Source organism: Massilia genomosp. 1 (assembly GCF_011682185.1).
Classification (GTDB): Bacteria; Pseudomonadota; Gammaproteobacteria; order Burkholderiales; family Burkholderiaceae_D; genus Telluria_A; species Telluria_A rubra.
In genome coordinates, this window is sequence record NZ_WHJF01000064.1 from 1 (window position 1) to 15,233 (window position 15,233).

Genomic DNA, 15,233 nt, shown 5'->3' on the forward strand with positions numbered 1-15,233 from the left:
CCAGCGCAGCACACCAGCCAGACGTGCCCGGCTTGCGGCCACGTCTCAAAAGACAATCGGCAGACTCAGGCGTCGTTTCTGTGCGTCGATTGTGGCTACGAAAATCACGCCGATGTGGTCGGCGCGACGAATGTTTTAGCGCGAGGACATCGCGTCTTAGCCTGTGGAGAGTCGGCGCAGTCAGGCCGCTCGATGAAGCAGGAACCCACCGAAGCGAACCGTAGATCATCACGCGGCGCCGTAGGAATCCCCTTCCTGTAGGGAGGGGAGGATGTCAACAGGCGCTCCCATGCCGCATAGTCTTTGGGCGGGGTGACGTTAGCGCGCCCGCTCAGGGCGTGATTTCCGGGGCCGACAAGGTGATGTTGGTGAGCGCACCGCTGTCGTGCAGGATTTTCTGTGCGATTACGCGGTTTGCAGGCGCCAGTACGCTGAAGTGGTCCGCGCCCTTGACCGGAATGAAACGGATGTGCGGGTTGCTCGTCGCGCTGCGCATGGCGAGCAGCGAATCGACGTTGCCGGTCGCGCCTTCGATGACAAACACAGGCGAGCGCACCGATGCCAGCCAGCGCGCCGGCGAGCGCAGTAAGGCTTCGCGCGGATCGGCGGGATTGAAGCTGGTAAAGCGGCCACCGTAGCCATCGATCTCGCCGACCGGGCCGAAAGCGAAGACAGCGCGAAAGCGCGGCGAGATCTCGGCGGTGAGCAGCGCCAGGGTGCCGCCGGTACTGTGCCCGCCCAGGTAAATCCGGTCCGGGTCGACGTAGGGTTGTTTGGCCAGGTAGGCTGCGGCGGCGAGCACGTCGTCGACTTCGCCGAGGAAACCTTCGTGTTCGCCGGGATTATCGTTGCCGCCGCGTAGAGACGGGAACATCATCACGATACCAGCCTTGCGGAAAGCGCTCGCGCTTTGGTCGTTGTTGACTGGATTCGGCGACCAGACATCGCCAATGGTGTTGGAGTCGCCGCCGGTCATCCAGACGATGGCCGGATGCTTTTTCCCATCCTTCGGATCGGGTGTGAGGTAAGCGCCGAGTTTGCCGGGGGCGGCATCGTAACGCACGAGCTTGAAAATACCGGCGGGCGGCGCGGGGATGGGCTCTTGCGCGCGCGCCTTGCGGATCGGGGTGGTGCGAAAACCTTTGCGGGCGTCGGCCAGCATGGATGTGTCGGCGGCGTTGGCCGCGCGCGCGGATGGGGTCTGCGCGAGCGCGTGCGAGTGGGCGCCGACAGCGGTCGACACCAGCAGCAACAGCGCGGGTAAACGGGGGAAATTCATGGTCCATCCTTTCGTAGCGACGTTATGGCGTCGGCAGGTACTTCAGCGACTTGTCAGGTCAAAATTTCTTTGTAGCGGAGGTGCTGGTAGTCGGTCCATATCCTTCCGCGAGTTTTTCAAACAGTGGCGGGGTTCAGACGCCGAGGCTGCTGACTTTCCGGATTCGGAGCTGACTATTATCGCAGATGATGGGCGGGACAAAACCCAGCTGGAAGAATTGACGCGCTGTTGTCGCGCGAGCGAGGAGCCGAGTGTACGTCGCCGTACGTCAGAAGGCGATAGCTGGTCACCAATGGCACGGAAATGAAAAAGCCCCATCGCTGGGGCTTTACCGGTGCTTGATTGGCGCGGCGATTTCTGGTCGGGGTGAGAGGATTCGAACCTCCGGCCTCTGCGTCCCGAACGCAGCGCTCTACCAGGCTGAGCCACACCCCGACGGGTGGTCAGATCTCACACCTGATAAATTAATAGCGTCAGTGGTTCCTGTCAACTGCGAAGGTACACAGTTGCAGCAGGCTTTGCTTGTACAAACTCTCCGGGAGCCCGGCGATGGCATCCGCCGCCCGCTTGGCCGCAATGTCGGCCTCGCGCCGCGTGAAGTCGAGCGCGCCGCTGCTGGTCACCGCCGCCAGGATTGCGTCGAAATGCTGCTCGTCGCCTTGCTCGATGCAATTGCGCACCAGCTCGCGCTGCTCGGGCGTGCCGTTTTCCATCAGCCAGATCAGCGGCAGGGTCGGCTTGCCTTCGCGCAGGTCGTCGCCGACGTTCTTGCCGATTTCGCTGGCGTCGCCCGCGTAGTCGAGCACGTCGTCGATCAACTGGAAGGCCGTGCCCAGCGAGCGGCCGTATTCGCCGGCCGCACTGATCTGCTCATCGTTGGCGCCGGAAATGAGCGCGCCCAGTTCCGCCGCCGCCTCGAACAGCTTGGCGGTCTTGGAGCGGATGACTTTCAGATAGCTTTCCTGCGTCACATCCGGATCGTGCATATTGAGCAGTTGCAGCACTTCGCCTTCGGCAATCACATTGGTCGCGTCCGACAAGATCTGCATCACGCGCATATTGTTCAGGCCAACCATCATCTGGAACGAGCGCGAGTACAAGAAGTCGCCCACCAGCACCGAAGCGGCATTGCCGAACAGCGCGTTGGCGGTCTGGCGCCCGCGCCGCATCGACGATTCGTCGACCACGTCGTCGTGCAGCAGGGTGGCGGTGTGGATGAATTCGACCACGGCGGCCAGCTCATGGTGGGCCGTGCCCTGGTAAGCATAGGCGTTAGCCACCAGCAACACCAGCACGGGCCGGATGCGCTTGCCCCCGGCGCTGATGATGTATTCGGCGATCTGGTTGACCAGGCTGACCTCGGAATGCAGGCGCGCGCGGATCACCGTGTTGACTGCCTCCATGTCCGGAGCGATCGATTGGGCTATGGAATTTTGTTGTGCGTGTAAGATGGCGGCGGACAAGGCGAACCTGCAATGGACATTAGGTGCGGCGATTATACGACAAGCCGCCTGTTTCCGCCCTATGCTCTACGGTTACGCCCGCCCGCCGGCAGCGCCCGGCGTGTGTCCGCGTCGCGCCACGTCGTTGCCGACATACCACGAACATGTGGCCCTGTGCATGTCTTTTGACGAAAAAAACCAATCCATGTATAATCTGCGGTTCCCCCGGCTCCGGCCAGGGAATTTTTTAACATTTGATGAGGTTTCCTATCATGTACGCGGTCATAAAAACCGGTGGCAAACAATACAAAGTTGTCGCTGGCGAAAAACTTAAAGTAGAACAGATACCGGCAGACATTGGTTCCGAACTCACCATCGATCAAGTTCTCGCAGTAGGCGCGGGCGACACCATCAAGTTTGGTGCGCCATTGGTCGAAGGTGCAACGGTACTGGTAACTGTTGTGGCACACGGTCGTCACGATAAAGTGAAGATTTTCAAGATGCGTCGTCGTAAGCACTACCAAAAGCATCAGGGCCATCGCCAGAATTTCACCGAAATTCAAATCGTTTCGATCAACGGTTAATTCCGTGTGCCAGGCGCGCAAGCGCCCGGCTAGATCAGTCCAAAGTTAACCAGCTATCCAGGAGTATTTAAATGGCACACAAAAAAGGCGGCGGCACAACGCGCAACGGCCGTGACTCAGAATCAAAGCGCCTCGGCGTTAAAGTCTACGGCGGCCAGACCATCAATGCCGGCGGCATCATCATCCGTCAGCGCGGCACCCCGGTGCGCGCAGGCGAAAACGTCGGCACCGGCAAGGATCACACCTTGTTCGCGCTGGTCGACGGCAAGGTGAAGTTCGTGGTCAAGGGCGCAGGCTCGAAGCAGTTCGTTACCGTTGTTGCTAACGACGCAGCTCCAGCAGCAGTCGCAGCGTAAGTTGTATCCGCGCTGTCATGGCGCACATTTGTAAGGCGCAAGCCTTCCATTGAAAGGCTCTGCCCACGGTAGAGCCTTTTTAGTTTTAGGGCGGCACAAAATATGAAGTTTATCGACGAAGCAAAAATCGAGGTCATCGCCGGCGACGGCGGCAATGGCTGCGCATCGTTCTGTCGCGAGAAATTCCGGCCTTTCGGCGGCCCGGACGGCGGCGACGGCGGCAAGGGTGGCTCTATCTGGGCCGTTGCGGACCGCAACATCAACACCCTGGTCGACTTCCGTTACTCCAAGATGCACAAGGGCCGGGACGGCGAACCAGGCCGCGGCGCCGATTGCTATGGCAAGGGCGCGGAAGACATCCATATGCGCATGCCGGTCGGCACCTTGATCGTCGATAACAACAACGGCGAGATCATCGCCGACCTGACCGAACACGGCCAGACCGAACTGCTGGCCAAGGGCGGCGAGGGCGGCTGGGGCAATATCCACTTCAAGTCCTCCACCAACCGCGCTCCGCGTCAAAAGACCGAGGGCAAGGAAGGCGAACGGCGCGAGCTGCGCCTGGAACTGAAGGTGCTGGCCGACGTGGGCCTGTTGGGCATGCCGAATGCCGGCAAGTCGACCTTCATCACGGCCGTCTCGAACGCCAAGCCGAAGATCGCCGACTACCCGTTCACCACCTTGCACCCGAACCTGGGCGTGGTGCGCGTGTCGCACGAGAAGAGCTTCGTCATCGCCGACATTCCCGGCTTGATCGAAGGCGCTTCCGAAGGCGCCGGCCTCGGCCACCAGTTCCTGCGCCACCTGCAGCGTACCGGCCTGTTGCTGCACATCGTGGACATGGCCCCGTTCGAGACCAATGTCGATCCGGTCAAGGAAGCCAAGGCCCTGATCAAGGAACTCGAAAAGTACGACGAGTCGCTGGTCGACAAGCCGCGCTGGTTCGTCTTGAACAAGCTCGATGTGGTGCCGGAAGAAGACCGCAAGAAGCTGGTCAAGGATTTCGTCAAGCGCATGGCCTGGAAGGGTCCTGTGTTCGAAATCTCGGCCCTGAGCCACGAAGGCTGCCCGGAGCTGGTCAACGCCATCTACCTGCACCTCGAGACCATCAAGAAGAGCGAGCACCGCGCCGAAGAAACGCAGATGACCGAAGAAGCACGCGGCATTGCGTCGATCGATCCGGACGATCCGCGCTTCAAGATCCTCGACTAAGTTGGCAGTACCCATGCTCAAACAGAGGCTGCGCGCGCAGCTTCTGAATCTGGTCGCCCTGGCCAGTTCACTGTCCGCCCTGGCGGCCATGATGAACCCGGACCGGGTGGCGACCGCCATGGGCGTGTTTCTCGTCGGCGTGAACGGCTACAGCCAGTTCTTCGCCGTCTATGTCGGTCTCAGGTTCGCACAAGCGTTCCTGGGGCTGCTGGCAGCAAGGCGGGCCGACCAGCCTGTCCTCGGCGACATCACCGCATTGTTCCTCCTGGCGCAGCCGGCCGGCCGCTTTGCAGCGGCCTTCGCCATCGGCCTGCCCCAGGGATTATTGTTAGTCGTTTGCGGGATCGAACTGGCGGCAGGCCTCCTGCTGCTTGCCTTGCGCCCGCGCTGATAAGAGCCGCTGCCCCATGAATTCCGTCATCCAGAGCGCCACCCGCATCATCATCAAAGTCGGCTCCTCCCTCGTCACCAACGACGGGCGCGGGCTCGATCACGCCGCCATCGCGCGCTGGGCCGCGCAAATCGCCGCCTTGCGCGCCCTCGGCAAAGAAGTCGTGATGGTCAGCTCCGGCGCCATCGCCGAAGGCATGCTGCGCCTCGGCTTCGAGAAGCGCCCGACCGACATCCACGAACTGCAGGCCTGCGCCGCCGTCGGCCAGATGGGCCTGGCGCAGATCTACGAAACCAGCTTTCGCGCGCACGGTCTGGGCACGGCCCAGGTGCTGCTCACCCACGCCGACCTGGCCGACCGCGAACGCTACCTGAACGCGCGCTCCACGCTCACCACCTTGCTGCGCCTGGGCGTGGTCCCGATCATCAACGAGAACGATACCGTCGTCACCGACGAAATCAAGTTCGGCGACAACGACACCCTGGGTGCGCTGGTGGCCAACCTGATCGAAGCCGACGCCCTGGTCATCCTCACCGACCAGCAGGGCCTGTACAGCGCCGACCCGCGCAAGGACCCGGCAGCGGTGCTGATCGCCCATGGCAAGGCGGGCGACCCGGCGCTCGAAGCGATGGCCGGCGGCGCCGGCAGCAGCATCGGGCGCGGCGGCATGCTGACCAAGATCCTGGCCGCCAGGCGCGCCGCCGGCTCGGGCGCGCACACCATCATCGCCTGGGGCCGCGACAGCGACGTGCTTACGCGCCTGGCCGCCGGTGAAGCGATCGGCACCGAGCTGCGCGCCCAGACCGGGCGCCTGACCGCGCGCAAGCAGTGGATGGCCGACCATCTGCACACCGCCGGCAAGGTGGTGCTGGACGCCGGCGCGGTGCAAAAGCTGTCGAAAGAAGGCAAGTCGCTGCTGCCGATCGGCGTGATCGAAGTGCGCGGCGAGTTCGGACGCGGCGCCGTCATCACCTGCCTGTCCGAAGACGGCGCCGAGGTGGCGCGCGGGCTGTCGAACTACACCAGCGGCGAAGCGCGCCGCATCCTGCGCAAGCCCTCGTCCGAGATCGAAAAGCTGCTCGGTTTCCTCGAAGGCCCGGAGCTGATCCACCGCGACAACCTGGTCCTGCTCTGATCCCGGCCAGCTTCGACTGATTGCGCCGGGGCCGCCATGAAAGCGTTTTTCTTCAAGTTCCTGGGCTGGGTCGGGGTGCTGGTGTTCCTGCTCTTCGGGATCCTCTACTACGCCATTACCTACAGCGTTGTGCTGTTTTTCGTGACCCTGACCGGCATGCTGGTGTGCGCGCCGCCATCGAGCCGCTGGATCATCGAGCGGACCGGCTTGAACCTGCATGGGCGCGCCATGGGCATCGCCTTCGTCCTGCTGTTCATCGCCCAGGCCTGGGTCGGCATGTCGGAAAACATCGACGTGATGGAGGCGCGCGACGCCCGGCGCGAGAACGACAAGGTCCAGGCCCTGGCCAAGGCGCGTGCCGGCGAACATGCGCGCTTTCTGGCCGCGAAACCGGCCATCCTGGCCGACATTGCGGCCAGGCGCGATCGCGGCGCGCTGACCGAGGCACGCGCGCTGATCGACAAGCACGCCGCCCGCACCCCCGATGCGGACCTCGACAAACTGCGCGTGTCGATTGACGTCATCGACACCGAAGCGGGCCTCAAGGACGAGGCGGCGGTGCCGCTGCGCCAGCGCCTGGCCCTGTACCAGCGCCTGGCGACGCTCGATCCTTCGACTGCGCGCTACGCCGCCAGGGTGGCCGCGCTCGACGCCGAACTGAAGGAAACCGGCGCGCGCGAACAGGCCGAGACCGGGCGCGCCAGCGCCGCCAACGGTCGCGAGGCCATGCTGGCGCGCCAGTTCGACCAGCGCAGCGGCGCGCATCTCAAGCTGCAGGCCGAACTCAAGCGCACCATGATGAACCCGGCCAGCTACCAGCATGTGGAAACGAGCAAGCTCGATACCGGCGCCGGCATGAGCGTGCGGACCACTTTCCGGGGCAAGAACGCGGCCGGGCAGATGGTCGAGAACAGCGTCGCCGCCACCGTCGACGACAGCGGCAACGTGCTGACCATCGAAGACTAGCAAGCCGGCGTTTGCCTGGCGGGCGGGTACACGGCGCAATGATCCTGCCGAAAATCGCGCCGCGCCGGTATGATGGCAATTTCGCCATCGTTCCACCGAGCCCCATGATCAATTCACTCAAGCGTATCTTCGCCCGCCCGCAAGCCGTGGTTCCGGCCGCGCCGACCGGCGCGACCACGTTGTACAACGTCTACTGCACGCGCCACACGATCGCGCAGCCGGCCTTCGCCCACCAACTGCAAGGGCGGCGCGACCTGTCCGATGGCGAACTGCTGGTTCACCTGCACGGCTTCTGCGGCTATGTGTTCAGTCGCGGCACGGAAGCGATGACGCGCGATAAATACCACGTCATCCTGCACATGCAGCGGGTCCGGCATCACCTGAGCATGGAGGTGGCCGACGACGCGCTGCCCGAGCTGCACGCGTGGGCGCGCGCTGCGAACGCGCTGCTGTTTACGCCCGATGGCCACGTGCGCGATCCCGACGGCCATGTGCTGATCAACGTCGCCGACGGCCAGGCCGTCACCGACGCCAGCGTGCCGTATCCGGCGCAGGCGTGGACGCGCAAGAGCGCCACCGAAGCGATGCTGGCCGCGCGCGGCATCACGGTGCCCGACAGCCTGCCGCCGCTGGTGTGCGAAGAAGAACTGACCCTGCGCGAGCGCGACGAAGTCATCGGCCGCGCGCGCGCCTTGCTGCTGGTCGCCCTGCGCGCCGAATCGGTCGCTGCCGGCGAGCCGATGCCGGTCGCCACCTTGCTCGATAAAATGCCGCTGGCGGACGACAGCCTGTCGGCGGCCGAACGCGCCTTCCTGGCGCTGGAGACGCCGTCCGAGCACGAATGCGCGCAGTTCCTGTGGCGTTACGAGAGCTTGTACGTGCTGCAGTGGGCGCTGGGCATGGTCGACCAGCTGCCGTATCCCGATGCGCCGTGCGACACGTCCGCCGCGGTGGCGCGCCAGATCGAGATGCGCGGGCCGCAACTGCGCGACGCGGGCCAGATTGTCGACGCGCTCGACCAGACCTACCGCCTGCACTGGAATATCCGCCAGATCCGCCTGAAAAAGACCGGCGCCGAGTTCGGGGCGGACCCGGACGTGGTCATGGAACGCCACCACGCCCTCAACTGGCTGGTGCGCTTCCAGCACGCCGACTGGGACTTCGTCGATACGCCGACCTGACCTGACGGCTAGTGCTTGAGGAGTTCGGCTTCGTAGAGTGCCAGGTCGGCGCCGGAAAAACAGCAGAAAACGATCTCGCGCAAGCTTGGCGCCGTCAACAGCGCTTCTCGTACGGTCGCTACCGCTACGTTGGCGGCAAGTGCCGGCGGGTAGCCGTAAATGCCGGTGCTGATCGCCGGGAAGGCGATCGACGCCAGCGCGCGCGCGGCGGCGATGCCGATCGCGCGCCGGTAGCAGCTCGCCAGCAGCGCCGCTTCATCGTGGCCGCCTCCGCGCCAGACCGGGCCGACCGTGTGGATGATGCATGTGGCCGGGAGGCGATACGCCTTGGTGGCCTTGGCCTCGCCGGTCTTGCAGCCGCCGAGCAGGCGGCATTCATGCACCAGCTCCGGCCCGGCCGCGCGGTGGATCGCGCCATCGACCCCGCCGCCGCCAAGCAGGGACGAGTTGGCGGCGTTGACGATGGCGTCGACCTGCAAGGTGGTGATGTCGGCGCGTAGCGCGCGCAGCAGCGCGCCATGTTGATGATGCACTTCGCCTGTCATAAGATTCTCCAAAAAAGCGCGCCCGACCCGGGGCCTACTTCACCGCCGGCGCCGGCGTCTTTGCCTTGTACTCGCACAGGTCGGCGATCATGCAGTTCCAGCACAGGGGTTTGCGCGCGATGCAGGTGTAGCGCCCGTGCAAAATCAGCCAGTGGTGCGCATCCTGCAAAAACTCCTTGGGCACGAATTTGAGCAGCTTTTGCTCGACCACCACCACATCCTTGCCCGGCGCGATGCCGGTCCGGTTCGACACCCGGAAAATATGCGTGTCGACCGCAATCGTCGGGTCGCCAAAGGCCGTGTTGAGCACCACGTTGGCGGTCTTGCGTCCCACTCCCGGCAGCGCTTCGAGCGCCTCGCGCGAATGCGGCACTTCGCCGCCGTGCAGCTCGATCAGCATCTGGCACGTCGCCATGACGTTCTTGGCCTTGGTGTGATACAGGCCGATGGTCTGGATGTAGGATTTGAGTTCGTCGATCCCCAGCGCCAGGATGGCCGCCGGCGTATTGGCCACCGGGTACAACAGGCGCGTGGCCTTGTTCACGCCCACGTCGGTCGCCTGGGCCGACAGCAGCACGGCGATCAACAGTTCGAACGGCGTGGTGTAGTCCAGTTCCGTGGTCGGGTGCGGATTGGCCGCGCGCAGGCGGCTGAAAATGTCAAAACGTTTAGCTGGATTCATGTCATTTTTCCGGAGGCGGCGCCGCCTTCTGGCGTGCGCGCTCCATGGCGGCGGCGATGATGGCGCGCTTGCGCTCCTTCTCGGCGACTTCGTCGGGCGTGTTGGTCGGCTGCGCCGTCACTTCCTGCATCTTTGCGACGGCCTTGGCGGCCAGGCGCGCATCGTTTTCCTCGCGTTCGCGCTGCAGGCGCGCGCTACGCAAGTCGTGCCGCTCGCGCGCCGCGTCGGCCTGCTCCTGCGACCACGCGGCCCAGCCGGTGCGCTCGCCCGTCACCGCCATCATGCTGATGCAGTCGACCGGGCAGGGCGCCACGCACAGGTCGCAGCCGGTACACAGGCTCGGCAGGATCGTGTGCATCTGCTTGGCCGCGCCCATGATCGCGTCCACCGGGCAGGCCTGGATGCACAGGGTGCAGCCGATGCACAGCGCTTCATCGATGAACGCCACCGGGCGCGGACGCTCCACGCCGTTGGCCGGATTGATCGGGATGACCTTGCGTCCCAACAGCGCGGCCAGGCGCGCTACGCCCTCGATGCCGCCCGGCGGGCACTGGTTGATGTCGGCCGTGCCGTCGGCGATCGCTTCGGCGTACGGGCGGCAGGCGGGGTAGCCGCATTTGGTGCATTGGGTCTGCGGCAGCAGGTCTTCGATGTGGTCGGCCAGGGTCTTGGTCACGGCGGCGGGCGGCAAGCGGGTGGGAAAGCGACATTATAGTCGCCGCCCGCCATCCTCAGCGCGCGAGGCGCCGCGCGGCGCGCCGCCACGGACGAAAAAAATGCCGCACACGGGACGTGACCCGCGTGCGGCATTTTTGGAAGGGAAGGGAAAATCAGCCGTGCTTCTGGATGAATTCGCCGATCTTCGGGCAAATCACCTCGCGCCAGCGACGGCCCGAGAAGATGCCATAGTGGCCGCATTTCGGCGCCACGAAATCCTGCTGCATGTCGGCCGGGATGCCGCTGCACAGATCGTGCGCGGCCTGGGTCTGGCCGGCGCCGGAGATGTCGTCCAACTCGCCTTCGACCGTAAACAGCGCCACCGTGGTGATGTCCTGCGGACGCACCAGATTGCCGCCGACGGTCCATGTGCCCTTCGGCAGGCGGTGTTCCTGGAACACCGTCTTGATGGTGTCGAGGTAGTACTCGGCCGGCATGTCGAGCACCGCGTTGTACTCGTTGTAGAACTGGCGATGGCCTTCGGCCGGTTCGTCGTCGCCCGCCACCAGGTGGTTGTAGAACTCGCGGTGGCTCTGCGCGTGGCGGCCGGGGTTCATGGCGATGAATCCGGCGTGCTGCAGGAAGCCCGGATACACCTTGCGCCCGAAGCCCGGATAGTTGGCCGGCACCGCGTAGATCACCGTGTTTTCGAACCACGAGAACGGCTTTTCGATGGCCAGGTCGTTGACCGCGGTGGGCGACTTGCTCGGGTCGATCGGGCCGCCCATCATGGTCATGGTTTTCGGCAGCAGCGGATCCTTGGCCGTGGCCATCAGCGAGATCGCCGCCAGCACCGGCACGGTCGGCTGGCACACTGAAATGACATGCAGATCGGGTGCCAGCAGGCGGATGAAATCCTGCACGTAGTAGATATAGTCGTCCAGGTGGAACGCGCCTTCGGTCAGCGGCACCATGCGCGCATCGGTCCAGTCGGTGACGTACACGTCGTGGCCGGTCAGCAGCCCGCGCACGGTATCGCGCAGCAGGGTCGAATGGTGGCCCGACAGCGGCGCGACCAGCAGCACTTTCGGCTGGGCCAGCTTTTCAATCGCCTTGTCGTTCAGGTCTTTTTTAAAGTGCAGCAGGCGGCAGAACGGGCGGGTCTGGACGACCTGCTCCACGATGCCGACCGTTTCGCCGTCGATGACGGTCGATGTGATGTCGAACGCCGGCTTTTCGTAATCCTTGCCGAGTCGGTACATCAGCTCGTAGCCAGCGGCGATACGCTGCGCGAACGGCGTGTGCGCGAACGGGGACACCGGATTGGAAAAAAGTTTGGATGAGGCGTCGGCCCACTGCATCAGTGGCGTCAGGAATGAGCGTTGCATCTCGTGCAATTGGTAAAGCATACATATTCCTTCGTTGTAATCGTTGCCTTGCAATCGTTTGCGTAAGGGGTGCTGATTAATTATAGGTCATTTGAAAGGAGTGACTGCAATTTTGCGTTCTTGTTGGAAATTGAACGCGGCTGTCAGTTTCAGGCAAGCCAAGCGTGTTTGGTACACCGTTTTAACACACAACGGCGCGTTTCGTTTATGAGCTACTTAACGCAGCATGAAAAATGCCCCGGCTGAGCGGGGCATTGTTGTGGCGCGAACGACGGGGACGGCGCTTAATCGAAGGTCGGCGTCTCGACACCCAAAATCTTGTGCAGTTTCGGCGAGGTCGTCGTGTACTGCATGTGGATCTTTTTGTCCGGGAAGATGTACGGCGCGGCGCCGAAGGCAGCCAGCGCCGCTTCGTGGAAGCCCGACAAGATCAGCTTCTTCTTGCCCGGATAGGTGTTGATGTCGCCTACCGCGAAAATGCCCGGCACGTTGGTTTCGAACTTCTCGGTGTTCTGCACCTTGAGCTGGCGGCGCTCGATGTCCAGGCCCCATTCGGCGATCGGGCCGAGTTTCGGCGACAGGCCGAAGAACACCAGCAGCATGTCGAGCGGTACGCGGCGGGTCACGCCGTCGGCGCCGGTCACCTTGACTTCGCTCAGCTTGCCGTCTTTTTCATCGAAACCGGTCACCTGGCCAATGATCAACTGCATTTCATACGCTTCGCACAGCGCCTTCATCTTCGCCACCGATGCCGGCGCGGCGCGGAAGTCTTCGCGGCGGTGCAGCAGCACGACCGATTCGGCCTTGCCCACGAAATTGAGGGCCCAGTCCAGCGCCGAGTCGCCGCCGCCGCAAATGATCAGGTTCTTGCCTTCGAACTGGCTTGGATCCTTGACCCGGTAATGCACCTGGGTGCCCTCGAACGCTTCGATGCCGTCGACCTTGATCGTGCGCGCCTGGAACGAACCGACGCCGGCCGCGATGAAGATGGTCTTGGTGATGAACCGGGTGCCGGTCGAGGTTTCAACGTTGAAGCGGCCGTCTTCACGGCGCTGCACCACGGTCACTTCCTGGTTCAGGTGGAAGGTCGGCTCGAACGGCTCGATCTGCTTGAGCAGGTTGTCGGTCAGTTCCTGGCCGGTGCATACCGGCACGGCCGGAATATCGTAGATCGGCTTGTCGGGATACAGTTCCACGCACTGCCCGCCCACGGCCGGCAGCGAATCGATCACATGGGCCTTAATTTCCAGCAAGCCGAGCTCGAACACCTGGAACAATCCGACCGGGCCTGCGCCGATGATCACGGCATCGGACTCGATGGCGCCGGCAAAGGAACTATTGGCAGCGACGCTGCCTGCTTCATGGTTGGCGATGATAGTCATGCGCTTACTTCCTGTTGATTTTGGGGTGGGCTTGCAGCTTGCAGTGCTGCATCGGGCGTTGCTGCGAATGGCCGACAGTGTGCCACGATGAAGACGATCTTGCTGGCGCGAACCCTGGCGCCGGGCCGCGTGGGCGGTCCGGCGGGGCTGCTGGCTGGCTTAACGGATCAGCTGATCGATCTTGTTCTGGACGTCTTTCCACTGTTCCGCGTCGGGCAGGGCCGGCTTGGTCTTGGTGATGGACGGCCAGGCGCGCGCCAGTTCAACGTTGATCTTGATGAACTGCTGCTGGTCGGCCGGCACATCTTCTTCCGCGAAGATGGCGTTGACGGGACATTCGGCCACGCACACAGCGCAATCGATGCACTCGTCCGGATCGATCGTCAGAAAATTCGGGCCTTCCCGGAAACAATCTACCGGGCATACATCGACGCAATCGGTGTAACGACAGCTGATGCACGATTCGGTGACAACGTGGGTCATAACAGTCCTATCAGTGAAAAGGGTGCTGCGGGCCGGTGGCAGGGCTAACGCCAACCATAGCAAAGCACTGTATTTTAAGGCAATTCGCTTGTTCCCACAATTGAGGCTTATACACAATCCACATAAGCAAATGCGCTCTTGCTTGCTCAAAAACCAAGACTTGTTTTCCTGCCAATTCAAGCGAACTGAACAGAAATGGTCGCCCTGATAACGCTGCGCGGGTTTGACGCAGCGCAAGCGAGCGGCCACATCGCGCTACAGCAGGAACATGATCATCGCCACGATGGTCGGCGGCAGCGCGCCCGCCAGCAGCCCGGCCACGCCGATCGATTCGTCCTCGAAGCCATCGCGCACCAGCGCCGCGCCGGCCGGATTGGGGGCGTTGGCGATGATGGTCAGGCCGCCGCCGGCCACCGCCCCGGCCACCAGCATGTACTTGGCCTGGTCGGACAAGCCGCCGATCAGCGAGCCGAGGTAGGTGAGGGCGGCGTTGTCGGTGATCGCGGTCAGCGCGGTGGCGCCGAAAAACAGGGCGGTCGGCCCCATGCTTGACACGATCGGTTGCAGCCACCATTGCTGCATGCCGCCCAGCACCACCAGCCCGGCCAGGAAGAAGCCGACCAGCAAGCCTTCCTTCAGGATCAGGGGATTCTGGTACTTGTCATACGCATGGGTGAAGCCGATGAAGAACATGAACAGGCCCATGAAGATGACCGGATGGTGCGCAAAGCCGACCACCCCCGCCAGGAAGGCCAGGTGGATCGCGATCACCAGCAGCGGCACCTTGACCTCATCCGGGGCCGGCGCGGGCGCCTCGACGATGTGCCGGCGCAGCATGACGCTCACCACGGTCGCATTGATCAGCACGGCGATGGCGGCGCGCCAGCCGAAGGTCGAGGCCATGAAGGCGCTGTCCCAGTGCCAGGTGGAGGCCACCATCAGCACCGGCGGCGCGGCGAAGGAGGTGAGCGTGCCGCCGATCGACACATTGACAAACAGCACGCCCAGGGCGGCGTACTTGAGCCACTCGGGCATGTCCTTGCGAAAAATCTGGGGCGCGAGCATCAGCGCGGCCAGGGTCATGGCGGCCGGTTCCGTGATGAGCGAGCCGAGCAGGGGCACCAGGGACAGGCACAGCCACACATTGACCATCGGCGTGCGCAGCGGCGCCAGGCGCGCCAGGGTGGCGATGACGGCGCGGATCGCTTCGAGCACCGGCCTGGAGGCCGCCACCACCATGATCACGAACACGAACAGCGGTTCGGTGTAGGTGCGCGATTCGGCGTAGTCGATCGCTTCCTTGCCGCCGACCATGAAGGCCATGGCCAGGATCAGCACCAGCGCCCACAGGCCGAACACGACCTCGACTTCGCCGAAGAAATGGAACAGCCCGGCGTGGCGCGGATAGCGGTCGGCCAGGCGTTCGAAACTCTTGGCGGCAAAGGTGTGCGCCAGGGCGAGCCCGAACAGGACCGCGGCGATGAGTTGCATGTCGCTCATGTCATTCCGATAAAAAGTAGCCGAGAAGCATTATAGGACGGGAAGCGGCA

The 15,233-nt window shown here is 63.5% G+C and carries 17 protein-coding genes and 1 tRNA gene; 8 read left to right on the forward strand and 10 right to left on the reverse strand.

The annotated features are described in order from the left end of the window. Positions 1-261: zinc ribbon domain-containing protein (locus tag F1735_RS21490; protein ID WP_167238852.1), on the forward strand; the 261-nt coding region annotated here is incomplete at its 5' end. Between the two features lie 70 nt (positions 262-331). Here F1735_RS21490 and F1735_RS21495 read toward each other — a convergent pair. The 3 genes from F1735_RS21495 to ispB form a co-directional block, all read right to left on the reverse strand. Continuing rightward, positions 332-1,279 carry an alpha/beta hydrolase family protein gene (locus F1735_RS21495; RefSeq protein ID WP_222853048.1) on the reverse strand — a complete coding sequence of 316 codons (948 nt, stop codon included), beginning with the start codon at positions 1,277-1,279 and terminating at the stop codon, positions 332-334. A gap of 358 nt (positions 1,280-1,637) precedes the next feature. Beyond that, a tRNA-Pro gene (locus tag F1735_RS21500) sits at positions 1,638-1,714 on the reverse strand. A 38-nt stretch (positions 1,715-1,752) separates the two neighbouring features. Further along, entirely contained in the window at positions 1,753-2,742 is a 990-nt protein-coding gene (gene ispB / locus F1735_RS21505) for an octaprenyl diphosphate synthase (RefSeq protein WP_167238853.1), read from the reverse strand. A 251-nt stretch (positions 2,743-2,993) separates the two neighbouring features. On the opposite strand from ispB, the gene rplU reads away from it, so the two are divergent. From rplU to F1735_RS21540, 7 genes are all read left to right on the forward strand, one after another. Next, positions 2,994-3,305 (forward strand): 50S ribosomal protein L21, encoded by a 312-nt coding sequence (gene rplU / locus F1735_RS21510; RefSeq protein ID WP_054268134.1) that lies wholly within the window; start codon positions 2,994-2,996, stop codon positions 3,303-3,305. Between the two features lie 71 nt (positions 3,306-3,376). Beyond that, on the forward strand, positions 3,377-3,661 hold the full coding sequence (gene rpmA / locus F1735_RS21515; protein ID WP_166879937.1) for a 50S ribosomal protein L27: 285 nt from the start codon (positions 3,377-3,379) through the stop codon (positions 3,659-3,661). A 102-nt stretch (positions 3,662-3,763) separates the two neighbouring features. Then, complete coding sequence (gene obgE / locus F1735_RS21520) at positions 3,764-4,873, forward strand: GTPase ObgE (protein WP_167238854.1); 1,110 nt, start codon at positions 3,764-3,766, stop codon at positions 4,871-4,873. A gap of 13 nt (positions 4,874-4,886) precedes the next feature. Then, entirely contained in the window at positions 4,887-5,264 is a 378-nt protein-coding gene (locus tag F1735_RS21525; RefSeq protein ID WP_167238855.1) for a hypothetical protein, read from the forward strand. A gap of 16 nt (positions 5,265-5,280) precedes the next feature. Further along, positions 5,281-6,399, forward strand: a complete 1,119-nt coding sequence (gene proB / locus F1735_RS21530; protein WP_167238856.1) for a glutamate 5-kinase — start codon at positions 5,281-5,283, stop codon at positions 6,397-6,399. 36 nt (positions 6,400-6,435) lie between these two features. Beyond that, positions 6,436-7,365: a hypothetical protein gene (locus F1735_RS21535; RefSeq protein WP_167238857.1), complete on the forward strand. Its 930-nt coding sequence runs from the start codon at positions 6,436-6,438 to the stop codon at positions 7,363-7,365. 104 nt (positions 7,366-7,469) lie between these two features. After that, complete coding sequence (locus tag F1735_RS21540; protein WP_167238858.1) at positions 7,470-8,546, forward strand: DUF4272 domain-containing protein; 1,077 nt, start codon at positions 7,470-7,472, stop codon at positions 8,544-8,546. Positions 8,547-8,554: 8 nt separating this feature from the next. On the opposite strand, the gene F1735_RS21545 is transcribed toward F1735_RS21540, so the two are convergent. From F1735_RS21545 to F1735_RS21575, 7 genes are all read right to left on the reverse strand, one after another. Next, the gene (locus tag F1735_RS21545) at positions 8,555-9,091 is read right to left on the reverse strand and encodes an O-acetyl-ADP-ribose deacetylase (RefSeq protein WP_167238859.1); all 537 of its coding nucleotides are present in this window, start codon (positions 9,089-9,091) and stop codon (positions 8,555-8,557) included. Between the two features lie 34 nt (positions 9,092-9,125). After that, a complete protein-coding gene (gene nth, locus F1735_RS21550; RefSeq protein WP_167238860.1) occupies positions 9,126-9,773 on the reverse strand; it encodes an endonuclease III in 648 nt (215 codons plus the stop codon). 1 nt (position 9,774) lies between these two features. Next, positions 9,775-10,449, reverse strand: a complete 675-nt coding sequence (gene rsxB, locus F1735_RS21555) for an electron transport complex subunit RsxB (RefSeq protein WP_167238861.1) — start codon at positions 10,447-10,449, stop codon at positions 9,775-9,777. A gap of 154 nt (positions 10,450-10,603) precedes the next feature. Next, positions 10,604-11,839 carry a polyhydroxyalkanoate depolymerase gene (locus tag F1735_RS21560; RefSeq protein ID WP_167238862.1) on the reverse strand — a complete coding sequence of 412 codons (1,236 nt, stop codon included), beginning with the start codon at positions 11,837-11,839 and terminating at the stop codon, positions 10,604-10,606. Between the two features lie 263 nt (positions 11,840-12,102). Continuing rightward, complete coding sequence (locus F1735_RS21565; protein WP_187364318.1) at positions 12,103-13,200, reverse strand: NAD(P)/FAD-dependent oxidoreductase; 1,098 nt, start codon at positions 13,198-13,200, stop codon at positions 12,103-12,105. Between the two features lie 159 nt (positions 13,201-13,359). Then, on the reverse strand, positions 13,360-13,683 hold the full coding sequence (gene fdxA, locus F1735_RS21570; protein ID WP_166879954.1) for a ferredoxin FdxA: 324 nt from the start codon (positions 13,681-13,683) through the stop codon (positions 13,360-13,362). Positions 13,684-13,938: 255 nt separating this feature from the next. Beyond that, the gene (locus tag F1735_RS21575) at positions 13,939-15,183 is read right to left on the reverse strand and encodes a putative Na+/H+ antiporter (protein WP_167238863.1); all 1,245 of its coding nucleotides are present in this window, start codon (positions 15,181-15,183) and stop codon (positions 13,939-13,941) included. Between the last annotated feature and the right edge of the window lie 50 nt (positions 15,184-15,233).